General features: G+C 61.4%; 19 protein-coding genes and 6 pseudogenes. 18 read left to right on the top strand and 7 right to left on the bottom strand.

The features are described from left to right. Positions 1-70 precede the first annotated feature (70 nt). The 4 genes from RG2_RS29835 to RG2_RS29820 all read left to right on the top strand — a co-directional run bounded on the left by RG2_RS29835 (position 71) and on the right by RG2_RS29820 (position 3328). On the top strand, positions 71-895 hold the full coding sequence (locus RG2_RS29835; protein WP_033236874.1) for an alpha/beta fold hydrolase: 825 nt from the start codon (positions 71-73) through the stop codon (positions 893-895). 87 nt (positions 896-982) lie between these two features. Further along, positions 983-1306, top strand: coding sequence for a putative quinol monooxygenase (locus RG2_RS29830; protein ID WP_033236875.1), 324 nt, complete (start codon positions 983-985; stop codon positions 1304-1306). A gap of 130 nt (positions 1307-1436) precedes the next feature. Then, positions 1437-2129 carry an SDR family NAD(P)-dependent oxidoreductase gene (locus RG2_RS29825; protein ID WP_033236876.1) on the top strand — a complete coding sequence of 231 codons (693 nt, stop codon included), beginning with the start codon at positions 1437-1439 and terminating at the stop codon, positions 2127-2129. Then, on the top strand, positions 2126-3328 hold the full coding sequence (locus RG2_RS29820) for a low temperature requirement protein A (protein WP_051730769.1): 1203 nt from the start codon (positions 2126-2128) through the stop codon (positions 3326-3328). The genes RG2_RS29825 and RG2_RS29820 overlap by 4 nt, the downstream gene beginning before the upstream one ends. Before the next feature lie 95 nt (positions 3329-3423). On the opposite strand, the gene RG2_RS29815 is transcribed toward RG2_RS29820, so the two are convergent. Then, complete coding sequence (locus tag RG2_RS29815) at positions 3424-4140, bottom strand: SDR family oxidoreductase (protein ID WP_033236877.1); 717 nt, start codon at positions 4138-4140, stop codon at positions 3424-3426. 90 nt (positions 4141-4230) lie between these two features. Between RG2_RS29815 and RG2_RS29810 the strand changes: the two genes are divergently transcribed. The 7 genes and pseudogenes from RG2_RS29810 to RG2_RS29775 all read left to right on the top strand — a co-directional run bounded on the left by RG2_RS29810 (position 4231) and on the right by RG2_RS29775 (position 9912). After that, on the top strand, positions 4231-5085 hold the full coding sequence (locus RG2_RS29810; RefSeq protein ID WP_033236934.1) for a LysR family transcriptional regulator: 855 nt from the start codon (positions 4231-4233) through the stop codon (positions 5083-5085). 383 nt (positions 5086-5468) lie between these two features. After that, a complete protein-coding gene (locus tag RG2_RS29800; protein WP_033236878.1) occupies positions 5469-6146 on the top strand; it encodes an HAD-IA family hydrolase in 678 nt (225 codons plus the stop codon). Positions 6147-6524: 378 nt separating this feature from the next. Then, on the top strand, positions 6525-7790 hold the full coding sequence (istA, locus tag RG2_RS29795; RefSeq protein ID WP_033236879.1) for an IS21 family transposase: 1266 nt from the start codon (positions 6525-6527) through the stop codon (positions 7788-7790). Beyond that, positions 7787-8608, top strand: coding sequence for an IS21-like element helper ATPase IstB (gene istB / locus RG2_RS29790; RefSeq protein WP_033236880.1), 822 nt, complete (start codon positions 7787-7789; stop codon positions 8606-8608). Before istA (RG2_RS29795) ends, istB begins: the two co-directional genes overlap by 4 nt. Before the next feature lie 321 nt (positions 8609-8929). Further along, positions 8930-9116 (top strand): annotated as a pseudogene (locus RG2_RS32805) (IS110 family transposase); the annotation flags it as partial. A gap of 2 nt (positions 9117-9118) precedes the next feature. Then, positions 9119-9435 (top strand): annotated as a pseudogene (locus tag RG2_RS29780) (transposase); the annotation flags it as partial. A 105-nt stretch (positions 9436-9540) separates the two neighbouring features. Continuing rightward, positions 9541-9912, top strand: a complete 372-nt coding sequence (locus tag RG2_RS29775) for an IS110 family transposase (protein WP_072782815.1) — start codon at positions 9541-9543, stop codon at positions 9910-9912. A 241-nt stretch (positions 9913-10153) separates the two neighbouring features. On the opposite strand, the gene RG2_RS29770 is transcribed toward RG2_RS29775, so the two are convergent. From RG2_RS29770 to RG2_RS29765, 3 genes and pseudogenes are all read right to left on the bottom strand, one after another. Beyond that, a complete protein-coding gene (locus RG2_RS29770) occupies positions 10154-10690 on the bottom strand; it encodes a FadR/GntR family transcriptional regulator (protein ID WP_230590423.1) in 537 nt (178 codons plus the stop codon). A gap of 21 nt (positions 10691-10711) precedes the next feature. Continuing rightward, positions 10712-10891 (bottom strand): annotated as a pseudogene (locus RG2_RS32535) (FadR/GntR family transcriptional regulator); the annotation flags it as partial. Positions 10892-11008: 117 nt separating this feature from the next. After that, the gene (locus RG2_RS29765) at positions 11009-11386 is read right to left on the bottom strand and encodes a thioesterase family protein (protein ID WP_033236883.1); all 378 of its coding nucleotides are present in this window, start codon (positions 11384-11386) and stop codon (positions 11009-11011) included. A 208-nt stretch (positions 11387-11594) separates the two neighbouring features. Between RG2_RS29765 and RG2_RS29760 the strand changes: the two genes are divergently transcribed. The 4 genes and pseudogenes from RG2_RS29760 to RG2_RS29745 form a co-directional block, all read left to right on the top strand. Beyond that, on the top strand, positions 11595-12986 hold the full coding sequence (locus tag RG2_RS29760; protein WP_033236884.1) for an MFS transporter: 1392 nt from the start codon (positions 11595-11597) through the stop codon (positions 12984-12986). A 99-nt stretch (positions 12987-13085) separates the two neighbouring features. Further along, positions 13086-13285 (top strand): annotated as a pseudogene (locus tag RG2_RS32530) (transposase); the annotation flags it as partial. A 750-nt stretch (positions 13286-14035) separates the two neighbouring features. After that, positions 14036-15463, top strand: a pseudogene (gene istA, locus RG2_RS29750) (IS21 family transposase); the annotation flags it as partial. A gap of 61 nt (positions 15464-15524) precedes the next feature. Continuing rightward, positions 15525-16039 (top strand): annotated as a pseudogene (locus RG2_RS29745) (TSUP family transporter); the annotation flags it as partial. Positions 16040-16260: 221 nt separating this feature from the next. Here the strand turns inward: RG2_RS29745 and RG2_RS29740 are convergent. Together RG2_RS29740 and RG2_RS29735 are read right to left on the bottom strand one after the other, a co-directional pair. Continuing rightward, positions 16261-17037, bottom strand: coding sequence for an enoyl-CoA hydratase/isomerase family protein (locus tag RG2_RS29740; RefSeq protein ID WP_033236886.1), 777 nt, complete (start codon positions 17035-17037; stop codon positions 16261-16263). Further along, positions 17034-18464, bottom strand: a complete 1431-nt coding sequence (locus tag RG2_RS29735; RefSeq protein ID WP_033236887.1) for an acyl-CoA synthetase — start codon at positions 18462-18464, stop codon at positions 17034-17036. The genes RG2_RS29740 and RG2_RS29735 overlap by 4 nt, the downstream gene beginning before the upstream one ends. Before the next feature lie 132 nt (positions 18465-18596). On the opposite strand from RG2_RS29735, the gene RG2_RS29730 reads away from it, so the two are divergent. Continuing rightward, positions 18597-19334, top strand: coding sequence for an IclR family transcriptional regulator (locus RG2_RS29730; protein ID WP_033236888.1), 738 nt, complete (start codon positions 18597-18599; stop codon positions 19332-19334). A gap of 12 nt (positions 19335-19346) precedes the next feature. Here the strand turns inward: RG2_RS29730 and RG2_RS29725 are convergent, their stop codons facing one another. Then, the gene (locus RG2_RS29725) at positions 19347-20003 is read right to left on the bottom strand and encodes a helix-turn-helix domain-containing protein (protein ID WP_051730771.1); all 657 of its coding nucleotides are present in this window, start codon (positions 20001-20003) and stop codon (positions 19347-19349) included. 280 nt (positions 20004-20283) lie between these two features. Between RG2_RS29725 and RG2_RS29720 the strand changes: the two genes are divergently transcribed. Together RG2_RS29720 and RG2_RS29715 are read left to right on the top strand one after the other, a co-directional pair. Next, positions 20284-21477: a Rieske 2Fe-2S domain-containing protein gene (locus RG2_RS29720; protein ID WP_033236889.1), complete on the top strand. Its 1194-nt coding sequence runs from the start codon at positions 20284-20286 to the stop codon at positions 21475-21477. A gap of 2 nt (positions 21478-21479) precedes the next feature. After that, entirely contained in the window at positions 21480-22535 is a 1056-nt protein-coding gene (locus RG2_RS29715; protein ID WP_033236890.1) for an FAD-binding oxidoreductase, read from the top strand. The last annotated feature ends 12 nt before the right edge of the window (positions 22536-22547 follow it).

Below are 22547 nucleotides of genomic sequence, written 5' to 3'. Positions count from 1 at the left end.
GACCACGCTCGAGCGACGCTGGTGGAGTCAAGAATTCGCCCGATACCGGGCCGAACGGGAGGAGCCCACCATGCCCTTCGTCGCCACCGACGACGGAGTCGAGATCTTCTACAAGGACTGGGGCGCCGGCCAGCCGATCATGTTCCACCACGGCTGGCCGCTGAGTTCGGATGACTGGGACGCTCAGCTGCTGTTCTTCGCCCGCCACGGCTACCGTGTCGTCGCGCACGACCGGCGCGGGCACGGGCGCTCTACCCATGTCGGGCACGGACACGACATGGACCATTACGCCTCGGATGCCGCCGCCGTCGTGACGCACCTAGGCCTGAACGACGTCGTGCACGTCGGCCACTCCGCCGGTGGCGGAGAGGTGGCTCGTTACGTTGCCAGGCACGGCGCCGGCCGAGTGGCTAAAGTCGTCCTCATCGGAGCAGTCCCGCCGACCATGGTCCTGACCGAATCGAACCCGGCTGGGTTGCCGATCGAAGTGTTCGAAGGATTCCGGGAACGACTGGCTACCAACCGTTCCCAGTTCTATCTCGACGTCGCGTCCGGACCGTTCTACGGGTTCAATCGACCGGGTGCGAAGCCATCTCAGGGCGCTATCTTGCACTGGTGGAACCAGGGAATGGCAGGTAACGCAAAGGCGCACTACGACGGCATCGAAGCCTTCTCGGAGACCGATTTCACCGAGGATCTCCGGGCGATCGACGTTCCCACGCTTCTCCTGCACGGCACCGATGACCAAATCGTTCCCATCGCCGACTCGTCGGAGCTGGCGGTGACATTGATCGAGAACGCAACCCTGAAGGTCTATCCGGGCCTGTCCCACGGAATGTGCACGGTGAACGCCGAGACCATCAACGCCGACCTACTTGCCTTCGTCGAGAGCTGACCAGGAAACACCACCAGACAAATAACGGTCGGGCCAGCCTTTGGCGCGGGCTCGGCCGGAACCCCTCAACGAACGGAAGAACCGAACATGACTGCCACACCCAACGGGTACGTGACCGTGATCTGGGAAGCGCACGCAAAAGCCGGTAAGGAGGCTGACCTGAAGGCCTTCATCACCGCGGCCGTCACGCCGTCCCGGAACGACCCCGGCAACATCGACTACGAGGCGCACGAGGTCGCCGGCGAGCCCGGCACGTTCATCATCTACGAGCGCTGGGAAAACCACGAGCTGCTCGACGCTCACCTGAGCGCACCGCGCATGCAGGAACTCGTCCCGCAGATGCTTGAACTGATCGACGGTTCCATCGAGGACGGCATTCGTTTGCTGCTGCCCTTTCGGCCCGATCACTAGAAGGGTCCTCGTCGGCGGTCCCCTTCCATCCCGGGTGGCGACAAGTCTTACCGCCACCACGAAAGTCGCTGGTGCTCCGCGTGTTTCTCCGTGCAGGGTAGCGGCACCACCACATACCAGAAAGAGAACTATGACCACGACATTGATCACCGGCGGTAACAGGGGCCTCGGCCACGAAGTGGCACGCCGCCTCGTCCAGGCCGGACAGACAGTCTGGATCGGAGCCCGAGACGCCGAGAACGGCCGTGCGTCCGCCGACCGGCTCGGTGCGCACTTCATCCAACTGGACGTGACCGACGACGCGTCGGTCAACGCTGCAGTCGAGACGCTGCGTAGGCAAGCCGGGCACCTCGACATCCTCGTCAACAACGCCGGAATTCTCGGTGAAGTCACGGCACCCGAAGACATGACTGCCGACCAGATCCGCCACGTATACGAAACCAACGTCTTCGGCCTGGTGCGCGTCACCCACGCATTCCTGCCTCTTCTGCGAGCTGCGAGCACCCCCTCGGTCATCAATGTCACCAGCGGCCTCGGGTCGTTCACGCTGACCCAGGATCCCGAACAAGTCGAGTCGCAGTACCCGCTCGCAGCCTACGGCTCGTCGAAGAGTGCGGTCACTATGCTGACCATGCAGTATGCCAAGACGATCCCCGATGTTCGCTTCAACGCGGTGGATCCCGGCCAGACCGCAACCGAATTCACCGGCCGGATCGGGCACAGTGTCGAGGACGGAGCCGAGGCGGCTGTTCGCATCGCCACCCTGGGACCCGACACGCCCACGGGCACGGTCACCGACCGCGCCGGCGTGCTCCCCTGGTGACACGGCAGGCTCAACGCCGCGACAACCCCGAGAGCAAACGGGCGGCGCCGCTGGAGTTGTTCTACGACCTCGTGTTCGTCTTCGCCATCAGTCAGGTCTCACACCTCTTACTCGAGCACCTGACCTTGGCAGGCGCTGGCCGAGCGGTGATGATCCTGCTCGCGGTCTGGTGGTCGTGGAACTACACCACGTGGGCCACCAACGAGCTCGACCCGGAAACCAACGCCGTGCGCATCCTGCTGATCGCGCTGATGCTCGCAAGTCTGATCATGGCGATAGCTGCCCCGGAGGCCTTCGGCGATAAAGGACTGCTGTTCGCTGGCGCCTACGTCTCGATCCAGGTCGGTCGGCACCTCTTTCTGACGTTCGTGGTCGCCGAGAAGGGCACGCTCGAGCGTGAGCGTGCTGGCCGGATCCTCACTTGGTTAATTGCCGCCGGCGTGTTTTGGATTGCGGGTGCCCTGACAACTGATGTCGCACGCGTAGGTTTGTGGATCATTGCGCTCGCGCTCGACTTCTCTGCGCCGCTGGTCTTCTTCCGTGTCCCCGGCCGGCCTCGGCTGGCGGGGGAGACATGGGATCTCGCCACCGATCACTTCGTCGAACGGTTCGGGCTCTTCGTCATTGCAGCCCTCGGAGAGACGATTGTCATCACGGGTACCACAGTGGCCCATCTTCAACTCGATGTGATGACCGTGATAGCGTTCGGTGGAGCGTTCGTCGGGACTGCGGCTTTGTGGTGGTTGTACTTCACCGCGACCCGCGAGATTGCTCGACACGCGCTTGCTGAATCATCGGCTCGCACACAGTTGGCTCGCGACTATTACACCTACGGGCACGTTCTGATCATCGCGGGCATCATTCTGACGGCGGTCGGTGACGAGTTGGTCATCGCACACCCCACAGACCGCTTATCGTCTGCGCAGATGATCGCCGTCATTGGCGGCCCCGCTGTCTATCTCGTGGCCCAAACAGCGCTTCGGCTTCGGGTCACACGCACCCTCAGTCGTCCCCTGATAAGTGGAGTGCTCGCATGCGCAGCCATCGGACTCGTCGGCGGTGCCTGGCCAGGCATGATTGTCAGCGCGCTCCTTGTCACAGTCTTGGTTGTCGTTGCCCTTGTTGAGGAAGCAAACCAGCTCAAAGGCTTCCCAGTGGAACCGGATCGACGCGGCCGCCAGGGTCGTCCAGTCGATTAATCCGTTGCCGTCAGTGCTCCAACTGGTAGAGAGCAAATCCGAAACACAATTTCGAAGACGAAAGTTTCTGCGCGCCTTGGATCGTCACAATCTGTTCACCAGGGGATGGGGCCGGCGTCGTCGAAAAATCCGCCTCGGGGTCCGTTGTCGGGGAGGGTGGCGAGTGCGACGGCGATGGCGGCACCTTGCTCTGGCGAGCGGCCCGAGTTGTGGCCGGTGAAGTCGGTGGCGACATAACCGGGACAGCACGCGTTGATGACGACGTTCGTGTTCGACAGTGCCCGGGCGTACTGGGCGGTGATGCTGTTGAGCAAGGTTTTCGACGGCGCATAGGCGGCCATCTGGGGGCCCGTTTGTAGTGCGAGGGAGCCCATGTTGCTGGACACGTTGACGATGCGCGGTGAGTCGGATTGCCGCAGCAGTGGGAGAACGGCATTGGTGACCCGGATGGCACCGAAAACATTGGTCTCCAGGACGTGCTGCAGGACATCGAGATCCATCGTGGTCGGGTCTTGCGCGCCGTCATCGGTCCGGCCGCCGATGCCGGCGTTGTTGATCAGCACATCGAGCCTGCCGGCCTCGCGCTCGATGGTGGCTGCTGCTGCCGCGACGCTGGCGTCGGAGGTCACATCGAGGGCAACGCCGAAGGCCTCGATACCGTCGTTGCGGAGACGAGCCACAGCGTCGGTGCGGCGGGCGTCGTCGCGGGCTCCGAGCGCGATGCGGAACCCCTGTGTGCCGAGTTCATGTGCGACCGCATAGCCGATTCCCTTGTTTGAGCCGGTGACCAGCGCTGTCTTGGTGGTGTTCACTTCTTGATTGTCGCCGCGTGGGGTCGTGCTGTCCAAGACCGATCACCTCTTCTGTGATACCCGGGGAGTATCAGAGGTATCGTGGTGGACGTGTCTGATCTGGAAACGCGTGAGCTCCGGTATTTCCTCGCCGTTGCCGACGAGCTGCACTTCAGTAGGGCTGCAGACCGGCTCGGTATCGCGCAGCCGCCGCTGTCGCGTGCGATCCAGCGACTCGAGTCGAGGCTCGGCGTGAAGGTGTTCGAGCGCGACCGTCGCGGCGTCGAGCTCACCGGCGCCGGACGGGTCCTGGTGAGCGAGGCGCGCATGGTGATCGAGGCGGTCGAGGCTGCGGCTCACCGGACTCGGCGAGCCGGAAGCCCTCGGGGACAGCTGGTGCTTGCGACGAAAGCAGGTGCGTCCCTTGAGCTGCTGCAACGGCTGCTTGAGGAGGCTGCCAAGCGGAGTGACATTCCTGATATCGAGGTGCTGCTGTGTGAGGTCGGGGAGCAGGCGGCGCTGCTGCGTGGTGGCCGGGCCGATGTGGCGATCATGCACCGGCCGGTCGATGATCTCGACGGCTTCGACACCGAAGATATGCTCGCCGAGGGGCAGGTGGCCATTGTTCCTGCGGGCCACTTTCTCGCGACGCGGACGCATGTCACGCTTTCCCTGATTCGAGATATCCCCGATCTGCCGTTGGCCCGGTGGCCGAAACTTGACGGCAGCTACCCGGAGGGTCCTGGGCCGGAGGTGCGTACCCAATCGGCTATAGCCCAGCTAGTCGCATTGGGCAAGGCGCTCTTGGTAATTCCTGCCTCCAGTCGTGCGTGGCAGTGGCCACAACATGTGGCGATCCCGGTCACCGACGCCGCCGCGGTCACCACGGTGCTGGCGTGGCCGGCAGGTAGTCGTTCCGCGGACATCGGGGCCCTGGCGCGATTGGCGGCCGAGGTCGATAGGTAAGAGGAACAGCCGGAACCAGCGTCGAGGTGCTGCGATAGCAGCTCTGTGCGCTGTCGGCATCCGACGAGAACAAGAATCAATCACGACCGCCAGATACACCCCAAGCCCCATACGTATGTTAGTGAGCTAGCAACAACACATGTGGTACAGCCGCGTGGACTTGCGTTGCACTAGTGTGCTGGTTCTGGAATCTTCGATATATATTGGCGAGGAGACGAGAATTTCTTCGGCGGTCTTGCGCCAGACGAAGGGTTTCGGGTTCTGGTTCCAGTTGTCGATCCAGACGTCTTTCTCCAGTGCCGCAACGCTTTTGCGGTCTTTTGGGCTGGTGAGGAACTCGCGCCAAAACTCGAACGAGGCACTGTCGCCGACTGCGGTGAACTATGACAACGACGAAATGGCTGACCTTCGACTGCTACGGAACCCTGGTCGATTGGCGGTCCGGCATGACAGCAGCTCTTCATAGTGTCGCAGGTACCGATGCCGACCGGCTGCTCACGGAGTACCACCGCCACGAGCCGAATGTCCAGACCGAACACCCGGAGTGGGCGTACCGAGCGGTACTCGCTGAAGGTCTCCGTCGAGCAGCTGAGCGATGCGAGATCGAACTTGACGAGGAACAATTGGACGTACTCGGCAGAACACTGCCGACTTGGCCGATGTTTCCCGACACCAACGAAGCGTTGAAGGCGTTGGAAGCCAGGGGTTACAGACTGGGCATACTCTCGAACGTGGACCGCGAAATGCTGTTGCTCACATTGGAAAGCTTCGAAGTGGGGATCGATGAGATCGTGACCAGCTCGGACATCGGAAGTTACAAACCTGCCGCCCCTCATTTCGAGACTTTTCGCGACCGAACCGGCACGGACTGCACCACCTGGATTCATGTCGCATGCAGTTTGTTCCATGATGTAGAAGCCGCGGATAGCGTCGGCATCAGATCGATCTACATCAACCGCGAGAATACCAACTACCCGGCCGAACTCGTGGCAGCCGAGATGCCTGATCTCAAGAGACTCCCAGAGGTTGTGGAGGAACTGTTCGGCCAGGAGCCCAGCTAACTGAGCTCGATCGAAAGACCGCGGTTATTGTCTCAATTTGCAACATGATGCGGCCCTGGGTCGAACCGGCCCAGGGCTGCAATGGCTGGTTCAGCTGGTTTGCAGGACTTGACCTGCACGGGTACTGCGGCTTCAGGGCGCCCGCTACGAGTTCATAAATGCATGGATGAGCAACTATGGTGTGCGAAAGGAATGCTCCATGTTCACCGTGAACTATGAGGAGTGGGGCAGTCTGCGGCGGGCCTGACTTTTCGAGCAGCTCGCGAAGGATTGCCTGGGGATTGCTTCCTTCCTGCATCTAGAACCGTGTCGACGACGGGTGAAAACTGAACGGATGTCGTCGGACGAAAATTAACCACCTTGCGTGAGTGTGGTGGGGTGATTTCAGTGGAAGATTGGGCGGAGATCCGCCGTTTGCATCGGGCTGAGAGCCTGTCGATCAGCGAGATCGCGCGGCGGTTGGGGGTGACTCGCAATACCGTGCGCTCGGCGTTGGCATCGGATCGTCCTCCGAAGTATCAACGAAAACCGCAACGCACCCTCGCCGATACAGTCGAGCCGCAGGTGCGGGCACTGTTGTCGGAATTCCCTCGGATGCCGGCAACGGTGATCGCCGAGCGCATCGGGTGGCAGCATTCGATCACCACGATCAAGGACCGCATTCGTGAGATCCGTCCGGAGTACGTGGGTGTCGATCCGGTGGATCGTTTCGTCTACAAGCCTGGCGCGATCGCGCAGTGCGACTTGTGGTTTCCCGAGACCGTGGTGCCGGTCGGTGGCGGTCAGGAACGGGTACTGCCGGTGTTGGTGATGACGTCGGGATACTCGCGGTTCATCTCGGCAGTGATGATCCCGTCCAGGCAAGGTGGTGACATCTTGTCGGGGATGTGGGAACTAATCTCAGGGTTGGGTAAGGTCCCGAAAACGCTGGTGTGGGACCGAGAGTCAGCAATCGGCGGCACCGGGAAAGTCACCACACCTGCTGCTGCGTTTGCCGGAACCTTAGCGACCCGGATCCAGTTGGCGCCACCGCGAGACCCGGAATACAAGGGCATGGTCGAACGCGCCAACGGCTACCTGGAGACCTCGTTTCTGCCTGGCCGACGCTTCACCTCACCGACTGATTTCAACACTCAACTCCATGACTGGCTCACACGGGCGAATACTCGCACTGTGAGGGCGATCGGTGGCCGACCGGTCGATCTGCTCGCCACCGACGTTGCGGCGATGATCGAACTGCCACCGGTCATTCCGGCGATCGGACTCACGCACCGGATCCGGTTGGCACGGGATTACTACGTGCGTGTCGACGGCGCCGACTATTCGATCGATCCGCGAGTGATCGGCCGGTTCGTCGATGTGAGCGCCAGCCCGACTCGTGTGGTGGCACGCTGCGACGGACAGATCGTGGCTCGTCATGACCGATCGTGGGCGAAGCATGTGGTCGTCACCGATCCCGATCACGTCAGTGTTGCCGCGCAACTGCGCCGCGGATTGGCGGACGAACGCCGCCGCCGCACAGCAGCGGCCACACGCCGGCACATCGACGGGCATCCCGTCTCGTTGCGGGCATTGCCAGACTACGACGCCTTGTTCGGCGTCGATTTCGAATCCACCCCGACAACAGTGAGGACCACATCATGACAACTGCAACCAAGAAGAAAGCCACCGAAACCGTCTCGGCACCGCCAGCGGATGGGGTTCCGTCCCAGATCGCTTATCTGACAAGAGTATTGAAGACTCCAACGATCGGGCGAGTGTGGGAAGAGCTCGCCGATCATGCCCGCGACGAGAACTGGTCGCACGAGGAATACCTCGCTGCAGTATTGGGTCGCCAACTCGCTGATCGTGAGTCGGCGGGCACGATCATGCGGATCCGCACGGCGCACTTCCCGGCAGTGAAAACTCTCGAGGACTTCAATCTCGATCATCTGCCGAGCTTGCGACGTGATGTGTTGGCGCACTTGGCGACTGGAATGTTCGTTCCGAAAGCGGAAAATGTCATCCTGCTTGGGCCTCCTGGTATCGGCAAGACGCACATCGCGATCGGACTCGGAGTCAAGGCCGCCTACGCCGGGTATTCCGTCCTGTTCGATACTGCCAGCAACTGGATCACGCGGTTGAGCACCGCGCATCATGCCGGGCAGCTCGAAACCGAGCTCAAGAAGATCCGTCGTTACAAGTTGATCATCATCGACGAGGTCGGGTACATCCCATTCGATCAGGACGCGGCGAACTTGTTCTTCCAGCTGATCGCATCCCGGTACGAGCAAGGCTCGGTCATGGTCACCTCCAATCTCCCGTTCGGGCGATGGGGTGAGACGTTTTCCGACGACGTCGTCGCCGCAGCGATGATCGACCGACTCGTCCATCACGCCGAAGTGCTCACCCTCAGCGGTGACTCCTATCGCACCCGATCACGCCGAGAACTTCTGACCAAGAACCGATCCAGCAGGGATTAATCCAAGCCGGGTGGTGAATTTTCGTCCGACGATCACCGATCACTTTTCATCCGACGTTGACAAACCGCAACATGGTTACGGGATGATCTACAAATACGGCGACGCCGAGCACGGTCTGAGTGGGGTTCCGGGCTGTGTGCAATGGATCAGCTCGTCTGGCGGAGCTTTCTTGCGAGGGTTCGTTTGAGGCTCCAGATTCATCTACCGCGACGTCGAACGGCTGCGGGAGATCATGCGCGTACCGGCACGTCGTCAGCTACCGCAGATCGAAGCGGCGATGGGAATCAGTCTGATGTCGCTACTGCGGCAGTTCAACGCCGCCTGCACAGCAGCTGGTACCGTGCCCGACATTTCAGTCTTCGGATCGAAGTCCGATGCCGCCGATGCGGTGATGTTGGCGAACACCGTGCGTACCGATGCCGCGTTGGCCATTCGGGTCCTAGCCCGCGCCCAGCAGGACGCGATCTGGTCTCGGCAACGCTTCCAGAACTATTTGCTGGTGATGCTCGGGTCTGTGCAGACGGTCGGAAGGAGCTCGTCGCCCTCGCCGACGGCTTCCGCGAATCGACTTCAGTCCTGGGTGAACCTGCTGCGCGACTGCCGCCGCCGAGGGATGTGGGCCCCGGTGCTGGTGGTCGGGGACGGCGCACTGGGGGTTCCGGAAGGCGTTGAGGGAAGTGTTCCCCGCGACCCGGTCGCAGCGCTGTTGGTTCCCCAAGAAAGTCAATGTGCCTGCTGCGCTACCGAAGTCAGCCCGCCGGCGTGCATTGGCAGCGATGAAGAAGATCTATAACGCCGAGGATATAGACAAGGCGGTCGCGACGATCGCCGACGACGCCGAGCCACAAGATTGGACTATTTCTCACCGGAAGATCTCATCGAAACAGTTGTAGGGATCGCAGACGACGACAACGTCTGCGCGGCAACGGATCTTGGGCTCCGGTGGCGCGGCACTACTGATCGCCTTCCTTAGCACCCACTCCCAGCAGTTGTTCTATATCCCGGGACGGATCGTGCACCGCGCGGCAGCCACCTACCGTGGCGACGGTATGACCGACGCGAAAGATGCTCGGATCATCGCCGATCAAACACGGATGCGCACCAACGTGCACGTACGTCCGCGGAGCGGACCAGATCAGTGTCGACCTACGACTGACTGCTCACAGCCCGCCGCACCGACCGGGACCGCGCGATCAGCGACTGTTTTCGATCACCGATCGCGTCGCCCATCATGCGAGGAAAACGCGTCTGTGATTGTCCGGCCGGGCATCGTGGTCCGGCCTTGTCGTTGCGGTGTTGGCTAGACTCGCGCTACCGAAACCGACTTGAACCGGCGAATCACGTTGGCACGAGCGGAAAGGACACGACTCCGGAAATTGGAATCCGGCAGCATCTCAACTACACACAGGTCGGTTTGCCACATCCGAACATAGATTCGGATGTGGCAAACATGATCGGTGAACCTCTCAGATCGCCGGCGACATCTCGTACGCGATCGAGGCTAACGAGCGGCGATGATCGGATGTGAAAGGCCTTCAACCAGCGTCAGCCTATAGGCCCGTGTGCCGCAAATGCCTCCATCGGTGCTCTACGGTCGTCTGGGATGAACCGGCCGTAATGCTCGATGATGTCCTTAAGCGCCATTCTGGCGGCATCAGCTCCATTGCCTTGTTCGATCTGTTCGAGAACCAATCCGTGCCGACGACAGCTGTCAATCATCATTTCTTCGACGTCGAAGGATGCCTTGAGTTTGATTTCAATCAGGTTCATGACCACGCCGCACGCGACATCGTTGCATACTTTCAGTAATCCGCTGTTCGCGGATTCAGCCACCGCTTGGTGAAATTTTACGTCCGCCGCAGAGAACGCTTCGTACCCTGATCTAATTGCACTGGCAGCCTCGGAATGTGCCTTTTTCATATTCTCCAGCTGTTCGGCCGTGTGGGCCACCGCTGCGAGAAATGTGGCCGATCCTTCGATGGACATGCGGAACTGAAGTAGATCCGCCAGGTCGAAGTGCTCGAGATGGACCATGGTGGTCAGCGATCGGTTCAAGGCAGTAGGTGAGAATTCCTGCACCACCGCACCTCCCGTAGGGTCGCCCTGGCGTGACTGGATCAGTCCGGAACTTTCCAATACCCGCAGAGCCTCACGAACTGTGGTGCGGCTGACTGCGAACTCCGTCGTGAGTTCGCGTTCACTTGGGAGCCTGTGACCTGGCCGTAGCTCGCCCCTCAGTATCGCGTCCTCGATCTGTTTGACAATGCTCTCGTACGCACGCACTCGTTTGGCCGGAGCGAACTGCCGGCGTGGTTCCGTGGTGGGTTTCGCTGGCACGAGTTCGGCTCCCTAGTGCGTAAGTGGTCGGACCGCTATCACTCTACCCCCCGATAGCCGACATCATCCGCCGTGCGCGGCGAGGCGGTCGGCGATCTTCTGCGCCTGAGCTACAGCTCTGCTGTGGGTCAGGGTCGCGCACACATTGTCGCCATCGAAAACCTCGACGGTGAAGTGAAGGCGTCTGCCGTCGCGCTCGACGAGTGTCGCACGAGCTGTCAACGTTGCTCCTACCGCACTGGGCAGCAAGTGCTCGATCGTAGCGGCGGTGCCCACAGTGAGTTCTCCGTCTTGCAGCTCACCGGCAACGATGTTGTGGCATGCCACTTCCGCCAGGCCCAGCACGAACGGCGTTGATGCCGCCTTGGGGAAGTTGGGTCCAAACATTGCTGCAGTGTCCACATCGCTGACGGTCTGCGATAACGATCCTGTTAACGACATATGTTCTCCCTGTTGATGATCCAGCTCCCGGTAGGTGCGTCGGGTCACTGTTTTTTTAATTTTCCGAAACGGCTTGTGCCGTCGGCCACAAAGCATACTATCCATAGTGGCTAGACCACTAGTCGTTTCGTTTACTGCCTGAAGCGCGGTTCGACCGATTGGCTTTAGCCGGCTCAGTGCGGCACCCATTCCTACGAGGAGATCTACCGTGAAGCCCCACCCTCTCGACGACGCACCGCTGTCCGGATTCCACAAACGCTTGGCGCTGTACGCGTCAGGCGGTCCATTCCTTGACGGTTACATCTTGAGCAGCATCGGGGTTGCGTTGGTCGCCGCTGGTCCCGAACTGGAACTATCGACTGTGATGAAAGGGCTGATCGGCGCCGGCGCCCTGATCGGCATGCTCTTCGGGGGGGCCGTATCAGGCTTCCTTACCGACCGCTTCGGGCGACAGGTGATGTTCACCCTCGATTTGGGACTGATAGCAGCAATTTCCGTGTCCCAGTTCTTCGTCACCGAAGGATGGATGCTGCTCGTTGCCCGACTGTTCCTCGGCGCCTGCGTGGCGGCCGATTACCCGATGGCATCATCTCTGCTTACCGAATTCTCGCCCCGAAAATACCGAGGACAATTTCTCAGCGGCCTCGTATGCATGTTCTTCATCGGCGCAGCGGCGGCGTACTTCGTCGGCGACGTCATGCTCAGGCACCTGGGCGATGACGGCTGGCGCTGGTTCCTCGCCAGCGCTGCTGTTCCGGCGCTCACCCTGCTTCTTCTGCGGCTCGGAACCCCAGAGTCTCCTCGATGGCTGCTGAGCCGAGGGCGCGAGAGCGAAGCACAACAGGTACTCACCCGGGTGTACGGGGGACATGTGACCGTCGCAGACATCGCCCCGGACGCGGGTCGCACCAGCACGTGGCGTGACCTCCTGCGACGTGGCTACCTCGGACGTCTTGTCTACGTCGTAGTCTTCTACACCTGTTCCAACATCCCAGTTTTCGCGATCTACACCTTCGGGCCCGAGATCCTCGGAGCGTTCGGCTTGGAATCCATATCCGACAACATCGGATCCGCTGTGCTCGAATTCCTGTTTCTCATCGGGGTAGTGTCAGCGTTGTTGGTCATCAACAAGACCGGACGCAGGCGAATGGTCATCTGGGGCTCGATCCTTGCTGGACTCGCCCTACTAGTTCTCGGTCTGGCTCCCGAGGCCTCGCCCCTCGTTGTAGTTACCGCGTTCACATGTTTCGCGGTTTTTAACGGCGGACCCCAGGTGCTGACATGGGTCTACCCCAACGAACTGTTTCCCACTGCCATCCGTGCAACCGCAGTGGGCATGGTGACGGCATTGACACGCGTCGGCTCTGCAGTAGGCGTCTTTCTCGTCCCCCTGTCGCTCGATCACCTTGGAATCGGTGGCACGATGCTGATCGCAGCTGCGATTCTGATATTCGGCGGCGTGGTGTCCATCATCTGGGCCCCAGAGACCACTGGCTTATCTCTCGACGAAGCCAGCAGCATCAACAATGGAGCAGACGGGCAACGGCCTGCTGTGCAGACCGGACAATCACCCCTGGCCGCAAAATCCGAACGCTACTGACGCCCAGTAACGCGTTCCCGAACGCTAGAACATGTGGCATGTCTCGTCTCGAACCGAGGCGAGCCATGTCGTGTCGCCAACAAACGGGGAGACGATGCGGCCGGTCGCGGCACTGGGAACTCCCGCAACGGCCCGCGTGCGAAGACGGTGTTCACCGAGATCGGACCGGAGCAGATCGAGGTACCCAGGACGCCGATTCCTCGCTCGCGCCGCAGATCGTCAAGAAGTATAAACGACGCTTGACCAGTATCGACGAGATCGTATTGTCCCTCACGACAAAGGGCTCAACGGCCGCAGAAGGCGCCGTCAAGTTGTTGAGCTCGCTTGATCTGAGATGGTGCAGTGGTGTGTGGTTGGCACCTTCACCGTCACCACGCGGGCCCAGAGTTCCTGGTTGACACGACGAGCACGGGGTGGGGACTTTTATCTGGCCACCAGTGGGGACTTCGACTTGGCCACCCGTGGGTACTTTTTCATGGCCACTGACAACTTTCCGTGGTCGGTCCTGAATGTGTCAGCGACTGAGAAGTATTCGTTTGCGGAGCAAGTCGAATGCAGCGCGTCCGTACATTTGTCGTTTGAGCATCTTGATCCTTATGTGGAATCTGACCACGCGGACGATCATGTTCTCCTCGAGATTGACAACGGAACTGAGGAGACGATACGAGCGGCACGGTGACGCTGGAGAACAAGTGGCCGGTGCTGGGCCGGCATGCACAGGCGACCGAGTGGCTGTGACTATCGGGGGAGACCTACCGTCGAATACGACTGCAGGTCTCCGGTGTAGTCGGGGTCTAGTTCGTGCGAGCTGGTTCGTGGCCGGCGATCTGGCGGTGTAGATCAATAATCGAGAGCCGTTTGTGCCTTTGCGGCTATTGCGCGGTGTAGCCGCCATCGATGTTTATGACAGCTTGAGTCGAGACCACCGTGACGGCTAGACCCAGACCCATCTGCGACTCGCCGGACCGGTGGTGACGGTTTGAGCTGAGCCCACCTCAGAGTTGGTGCCATCTGGCTTTTCGGATGCCAGCAACTGGTGGAGGGCAGTGATGGAGACTCGGATGGAGTTGTTCGCCCGCATTCGACGTGACGCCAGGATCGAGGGGTGCTCGATCCGACAGTTGGCCCGCCGCCACCAGGTCGGCCGGGCAACGGTGCGGATGGCGTTGGCGCAGGCGGAGCCGCCGCCGAGGAAGATCCCGGTTCGCTGCTCACCGAAGCTCGATCCGTTCAAAGCCGCGATCGACGCCATGCTCACCGCCGATATCGACGCACCACGAAAACAACGCCACACGGCCCGCCGAATCCTCGCCAGGCTTGCTGACGAATATGGAGCGCAGCACCTTTCGTATTCAACGGTGCGTGACTACGTGCGGGTCCGGCGAGCGCAGATCGACGTCGAAGCCGGACGCCGAATCGAAGTATTCGTCCCGCAGGAACACGCTCCCGGAGCCGAAGCGGAAGTCGATTTCGGTGAAGTGTGGGTGATCTTGGCCGGGGTGAAAACCAAATGCCACATGTTCGCCTTCCGGCTCTCGCATTCGGGAAAATCCGTGCACCGCGTGTATTCGACGCAAGGGCAGGAAGCGTTCCTCGAAGGACATATCGCCGCGTTCGACGAGATCGGCGGTGTCCCAACCCGTCACATCCGCTACGACAACCTCACCAGTGCCGTGCAGAAAGTGATCTACGGGCAATCCCGTGCCCGGGTGGAGAACCAGCGATGGGTGCTGTTCCGCTCGCATTTCGGGTTCGACCCGTTTTACTGCCAGCCTGGTATCTCCGGGGCGCATGAGAAGGGCGGCGTGGAGGGCGAGGTGGGCCGGTTCCGCCGAAACCGATTGTCCCCGATGCCCGTTGTCGATTCCCTCGATGAGCTCAACGAGAAGATCCGTGGCTGGGATGCCGCCGATGACGGTCGGCGCATCAATGACCGGATCCGCACTGTCGGGCAGGATTTCGCCGTCGAAGCACCGCTTCTGCACCCTGTTCCAGTCGAGGGTTTCGATCCTGGATTGTCGCTGGAACCACGAGTCGATCGGTCAGCGTTGATCACGGTGCGAATGGCGAAATACTCTGTCCCAGCACGTTTCATCGGCAGGCAAGTGCGGGTGTCGTTGCGGGCATCGGAAGTGGTGGTCTTCGACGGACGGGCGGTGATCGCTCGCCATCAACGGGTTATCGCCCGGGGCGGCCAGAGCCTCGATCTCGACCACTACCTGGAAGTACTGCGCACCAAACCCGGTGCCCTGCCAGGGGCGAGCGCTTTGGCCGCAGCCCGCAGGAACGGGACGTTCACCGCAGCGCATGACGCGTTCTGGGCGGCGGCCCGCAAAACCGACGGTGACGCCGGCGGAACCCGCCAACTCATCGACGTCCTACTCCTGCACCGCACCATCGATAGCGATGACGTAATCGCGGGCATCGAAGCGGCGCTGACCGTGGGCGCAGTGACCGCCGACGTCTACACCCGGGAGTGGCTGAACTCGGGCGTCGTGGATGCGGGGTCTCAGACACGGTACAGATCTGCCAGTCAGGAGTGTCGGCATGATTCCGCTCCGGGCCGCCGTGATGATCGGGTTCGCCGTCGTCATGATCATCGCCGGTGCCCGTATGCTCGCCGACCGCGGCGATACCGGGACTACCTGCAGCGTAGGTGATTCCGGCATCAACTGGCGGCGCTGCGCACCTCGCGCGATCCCCGACGGCTTCGCAGTCGGCGTTCTGACGGGGCTCTTCGGAGTCGGCGGCGGATTCCTCATCATCCCCGCGCTGGTGCTCATGCTGGGCATCGATATGCAGATCGCGGTCGGAACATCGCTTCTCATCATCGTCGCGAACTCCTCAGCCAGCCTGATCTCGTACCTGGGTGGCGGCGTCACCATCGATCCGGCCATAACGATCGGTTTTTCCGGCGCTGCGATCGTTGCATCACTGGTTTCAAGCCGGTTAGGCAACTGCGTCAACAAGGGCAAACTCCAAGACTAGTTCGCTACCTGGTGTTCGCCGTCGCCGCCTACATTCTGGTCGACACTCTCGTTCTGGGTCGCTGACACCGTGATAGACGAAAGCCGGACGCCGAATACCCACGGCTCGCCCTGATCGTGGGTAGCGCATGACGGGCACAGGAAAATGAGTGCTGATGACAAGTGAACTCCTAGTCGGGTCGGTGGCGTAAGCACCTATTGACCAACCAGGAGTTCACTCATTTTCCGGTTGTCGCACGCCGATGATCCCCAAATTCAGAGTATTCGGATGCTCTCTGAGAGAAATACTATGGATTGGAGAACTTCGGGGCATTGCCAGCGAGGAAGGCGTCGAGACCGATCTGGAGATCAGGGTTGGATGCAACGGCCCAGCGGTGCTCAAGCTTGCCATCAATTCCCCGACCAGCCGCAGCGTCGATCATCTCTTTTGCTGCCTGCTGGGTGATGGAGGATCGGCTGGCGATCGTGTCCGCCAACGCCGCCGCACGTGTTCGAAGGCGGTCGACTGGTACGACCTCCGCGAAGATTCCCGCAGTCAGTGCAGTATCTGCGCCTACCCGGTCACCGGTGATCACCAGCCGTTTCGCGGTTGCTGGCCCCAGGGTGCGCACCAACCTGGTGATCGTCCGGGCCGGGTAGATCACGCCGAGTTTCGCGGGTGTCACCGCGAACTCGGCGTTCTCGGCGGCAATGCGAATGTCGCACGCGAGCGCGAGTTGTGCGCCACCGCCTATGCAGTAGCCCGCGATTGCCGCGACCGTCGGTTTGGGAAATGCCGCGAGTGCCTCTTCCGCGTCGGTTACCCGATCTTCCATGCGGATGCCGGACTCTCTTGCTGACCGCAGTTCTCGGATGTCCATCCCGGCACAGAAGTGCGGTCCAGAGCCGGTCACCATGACTACAGAGACGGCAGGATCGACCGAGAGTCGAGCGAGTGTGGTCGTCAGCTCGTCGAGCATCTCTCCGGTAAGAGCGTTATGGCGGCTGGGATGATCGATCGTGATGACCGCCACGCGCCGCTCAATAGAGGTCTGGATCCTGCCAGGAAGGGTGGGCGTACTCATCTGTCCGCCTCGAAGTCCTCGATGAGCAGCTTCTTCTGCACCTTTCCCATGGCATTGCGTGGAAGGGCGTCTACAACGCGAATTTCTCGGGGACGCTTGTGAACTGACAGGGTCTGAGCGACGAAGTTCGAGAGCTCGCTATGATCGGGACAGTCACCGACTACGTAGGCTACGATCCGCTGTCCGAGATCGTCGTCCGCCACGCCGATGACCGCGGACTCTCGGACGCCGGGGTGGCTTAGAAGGGCCTGTTCCACCTCGCCGGCACCGATCCGGTAGCCACCGGATTTGATCATGTCGATCGACTCCCGTCCCACGATGCGGTGGAAGTCGCCGTCCGCAATGGCGATGTCGCCAGTCTTGAACCAGCCGTCGTCGGTTATCGATTCGGCTGTTTTATCGAAATTGCCGAGATAGCCGTCGAAGAGGGTCGGTCCCGCGATCTCCAACTGTCCGAGGGTTTCTCCGTCATGCGGCACGAGATTGCCGGACTGGTCCCGTAGTCGGGTTGTGACTCCCTTGATCGGAAACCCGACCCAACCGGGTCGTCGTTCGCCGTCGAACCGGGTGCTCAGTGTGATGAGGGTCTCACTCATCCCGTAGCGCTCGATCGGAGCAGACCCGGTGAGAGCAGTCAGGCGCTCGAAGACGGGCACTGGCAGGGGAGCACTGCCTGAAACGAGGAGTCTCGCGGAGGCGAGGGCTCGGGCAGTCGACTCGTCGGCGCACATTCGAGACCACACGGTGGGGACGCCGAAGTACAGTGAACCGCCCGCTTCTGCATACGCGTCCGGAGAGGGACGCACTGTGTGCACGAGAGGTGAGCCGTGCCGGAGTGCTCCCACGACGCCGAGGATGAGCCCGTGCACGTGGAACAGTGGTAGCCCGTGGACGAGGGTGTCGTCCGGACTCCAGTCCCAGGCCTCGGCGAGTCCGTCCAGTCCCGCCGCCACAGCAGCACGGGAGAGCACGACGCCCTTCGGGGCACCGGTCGTTCCTGAGGTGTACATGATCATCGCGGTAGTTCCGGGGTCGGGTTCGCGGTGCGTCGACCCTGACCGCGCTCGCGCATCGATCGGGACGCGGGGGAGCGTGACCCCCTCTCGCTGACCTCCGAGCCAGAGTTGTGAGTTCGAGTCCTTCAGGATGTGGTTCCGTTCGGCTGGCCCCGAGTCCGGTGGCACCGGAACCGCCGCCACGCCGGCCAAGAGGCATCCCGTCACCGCGATGACAGTCTCGATGGTTGCAGTTGCATCGATGGCAACCCTTGTGGCGCCGGCGATCTCGTCGGCCACGGCAGCAGCCGCAGCGATCAATTCGGAGCGGGAGAGTGCGTCGCCCCCGACACGCACCGCGCTGCGGTTGTCGACGCAGGCGTCCGGATTGACGAGCGATGCCAGAAGCGGTCGAGGTATAAGAATGGTCATCGGCGACGGCCCTTTCTCGAAATCCTACTAGGCAGGTTCGGTCCACTATATGGACCGTTGTGCTACATTGTGGTCCAGATAACGTATAGCCCGCACTGCTCGCAGTCAACCGACGTGTGTGAAAGGTCTTGAATGAACAGCGTCCTCACCGCACTTCGAGTATTCGAGGAGGTTGCAGCCACACAGCCCGTCGGCCTGTCCGAGCTGAGCAAGCGGCTCGACGTTCCAAAGAGCACGGTTCAGCGATGTCTCAAGACCCTCGCTGACGCCGGCTGGCTTCGCGCCGCGACCAACGATCCGGGGCGGTGGGTGATCACTGGTCGAGCCTTCAGCCTGGGCAGTGCCCTCTCGGCGGGAGACGACCTACGTGACGTGGCACTGCCGGAGTTGAGTCGGCTGCAGACCGAGACGGGGGAGACTGTTCATCTGGCGGTTCCAGAGGGGGACGAGTTGGTGCTGGTCGAGCGTCTCGACAGTGCCCACCAGTTGCGGGCTTTTCTTCCGTTGGGGACAAGACTGCCCTTGCATGCGTCGTCGAACGGTAAGGCGTACCTCGCATCGCTTCTGGACGTCGAGATCGAGGAGTTTCTGTCGGCCGAGCTGGCCCCGCTAACCGGCCGCACCGTGACCGATCCGGAGGTATTGCGGCGGGAGATCGCGGAGATCCGCCGCCGTGGGTACGCCGTGACTGATCAGGGACTGCACGACGGCATTGCGGCCGTCGCGGTCGCCTTACGTGGGCGGGGTGGCGCTGTGCGTGGGTGCTTCAGCGTCTCCGGTCCGGCATCTCGCCTGACCTCGGACCTCTATCAAGAGTACGGCGAGAAGGCGCTGGCCGCGCGGGCTGTGATCGAGCGGCTCTTGTCCTGACGGCGAATGAAGTCAGGAATGGGTGTGCTTCGCCTGTAGCTTAGGTTTTCCGGCCGTCTTCTTCGGTTGGGCAGTGGTTTCGGCCGGAGTCCCCGCGTCGGGCAGGGGTTCGAACAGCACAGCGGTGTTTATAGTGGCGAGCTCGCGACTGGCCGCTTCGTAGAGGCCGGTGAGCACCTGCATCGATCGAACTGCATGGTTCATCTTGGTGGTGATGTCGCTCAATTCCTCGAGGTTTGACACCAGGGTTTGTCGACGCAGTAGTGCGTAACGATCGGTGATCTCGCGACCCTTCGCGGTAACTGTGAAGACCGACGAGGTGCCGGACTTGGTGCGTTCGAGAAGACCAATGCTCACCAGTTTGCGCAGATTGTACTGCAGGTTCGGTAAATCGTCGCGGTTGGTCAGCTGCGCAATCGTTGCGGTGTCCTTCGATCGTTCCTGCATCCGTACGACGTGTAGAGCCACGACCTCGTTGAACCCTAGATCGATTTCGGCTGCGACGCGGATCGACTGGACCGCAAAACGCTGGAATCCGCCCTCTACTTGCAGAATTGCGAACTCGAATGCTGTGAGCGCTTCCTCATAGGCATTCTCCGCGAGGTGCCAGCGACGTCCCCGCGCCAGTGAATCGGGCTCTCCGGGCGACTGGGGGTCGGTGATGCTCATGTTCTCTTTCTCTATTCGCTCGGCGGATGACCTGCGTGGCGCGGTAGCTGGAGGGATGCGCGGTTAATTGCAACGGTATCAGGGGTAACTGCTGCACTCATTCGGAGATCATTCATAGAAAATCTATTGACACTTCATGAATAACTGATACTGTGACTCGCAACACCCAAGGTGTTTCAACTTCTACACAACCTGCGGCCCACAGCCCGGACCATCGCGCAGCTGGCACATTCACCCAGCGCAAAAGCCAATCCATCCAGACCACACGGAGGTCTCTTCGATGACTACGTCGTCTCACAGCGGCTCGTCTGCCGGCGTCACCCGCCAATACGCGCCCTATGTCAAGGCCGATTGGGGCTACGCCAACCACTGGTACCCCGCACTGCTCTCCGACGAACTCGAAGACGGCACCGCCAAAGGCGTTACTATCGGCGGGCACGACATCGCCGTGCGCCGCTCGGCGGGCAAGGCCTACGCGGTATCGGATCGCTGCATCCATCGCGGAGTGAAGCTCTCGGCCAAGCCGATGTGCCTGTCCGAGGGCACCATCACGTGCTGGTATCACGGATTTACCTACGGCCTCGAGGACGGCAGCCTCACGACGATCGTCGGCAATCCCGACGACTCGCTGATCGGTAACGCCGGCATCCGCACGTACCCCGCCGAGGAAGCCAACGGAATCATTTACGTGTTCGTCGGAGACGAGGATTACGGGACCCCGCCGCCGCTCAGCAGCGACCTTCCTGCTCCAGTCACCAACGACCCCAACAACACTCCGGTACCGCACCTCCTGGACGAGGGCATCGTCATTAGAGGCATCCACCGCAAGCTGGTCGGGAACTGGCGTCTCGCGGCGGAGAACGGCCTTGACCCGGGTCACCTCCTCGTGCACTGGGACAACCAGATCCTGGTTGCGCTGGACCGCGCACTACCGCTCGGCGTCAACGCCCTCACCGATTCGGCGACCGAGGAGATCGACATTCCTGATGGACCGAAGGGCGTGATGAACCGGTACGACTGCCCAGACCTCTACCAGCCCGTGCTGGACAACCCCAAGGTCAACATGAAGGCGCGCGGCACGGTGCCGCATTACTTTCGTACCTCGCTGTGGGTTCCGGGCGTCCTCATGGTGGAGCACTGGCCCATCACGGACGTCGTCCAATACGAGTTCTACGTGCCGATCGACGATCACCACCACGAGTACTGGGAGGTGCTCGCCACGCGTGCGACCACCGACGAGGACATCGCCGAGTTCAACTTCAAGTACGACAACTTCATGCTGCCGCTGGCGCTCGAAGGCTTCAATAACAGCGACGTCTTCGCCCGTGAAGCCACAGAGGAGCATTACACCCGGTTTGACGGCTGGAACAACGAAATGCTTTGCGACATGGACTATTCCATCATTGCTTGGCGAAAGATGGCTGCGCGCCATCCGCGTGGCTTCTTCGAGTCGCCATTCCAGGACGAGGACTGACCATGTCGATCGCCCCGACTGACGCAATTCCGGAGCATGCAGTGACCACTGAGAACAACGTCCATCTGAAGTTCGCGGACGGAACCAAGACCATCGCGGTGCCGGCCGGTGCCACCATTCTCGAAGCAGCGAACTCGGCCGGTGTCCGGCTGGTCAGTCAGTGCACCATCGGCACTTGCGGAACCTGCGTCGGTCGGGTCGCGTGTGGTGACATTGTGATGCCCGAGGGGCGGGTGTACTCGCTGCGGCAGGACGAGATGGCCGCCGGCCACCGGCTGCTGTGTCAGTCGCACGCCTTCTCGGAGTCCGAGGTGGAGCTCGACTACCCGGCAGCCATGCTGGACGAATACCCGGTGATCGGCACCACCTCGAAGGTCGGTGCGGTCACCTGGCTCGGCGAGTCGGTGGTGGAGTTGCAGCTCAAACTCCCGAAGTCGGTTCGCTTCTCGTTTCGGGCAGGTCAGTACGTGAGGATGCGCGTCCCCGATACCGAGGAGTGGCGCTCGTACTCAATGGCATCAGGTGAGCGCGAGCGCAAGAAGCTGACGTTCACGATCCGAGTGCTCCCTTCCGGCGCAATGTCGGACTACCTGCGGAACACTGTCGCGATCGGCGATCTGATCGAGTTGGAAGGGCCAATCGGGGGATTCGGGCTCGCGGACGATCCGGGACCGACCCTGATGATCGCGGGCGGCACCGGTCTGGCTCCGATGCTCTCGATGCTCGAGACGCTGCAGACTGCACGCACCGATTCTCCGATACGGCTGGTCTTCGGCTGCACCCGAGAGTCCGACCTGTTTCACCTGGACGAACTCGACGCGCGCCAGAGCTTCATGCGCAATCTGGGGGTCCGAGTTGTTGTCGACGAGCCCGTTGTAGCACCCGACATACTGATGGGCAATCCCGTCAGCGTCCTGACCTCCGAGGACGTCGCGCATCCGCAGACTTCCGCATACCTGTGCGGTCCTCCGGGGATGCTGCAGGCAGCCGAGGAACGCCTGCTCGAACTAGGAATGCCGGCGGAGCGAATCCACGCCGAGCAGTTCCTTCCCAGCTAGATCACGATCGAG

This window comes from Rhodococcus globerulus NBRC 14531 (assembly GCF_001894805.1).
In the GTDB taxonomy this organism is placed as follows: domain Bacteria; phylum Actinomycetota; class Actinomycetes; order Mycobacteriales; family Mycobacteriaceae; genus Rhodococcus_F; species Rhodococcus_F globerula.
This window is presented reverse-complemented; position numbering and strand designations above follow the sequence as displayed.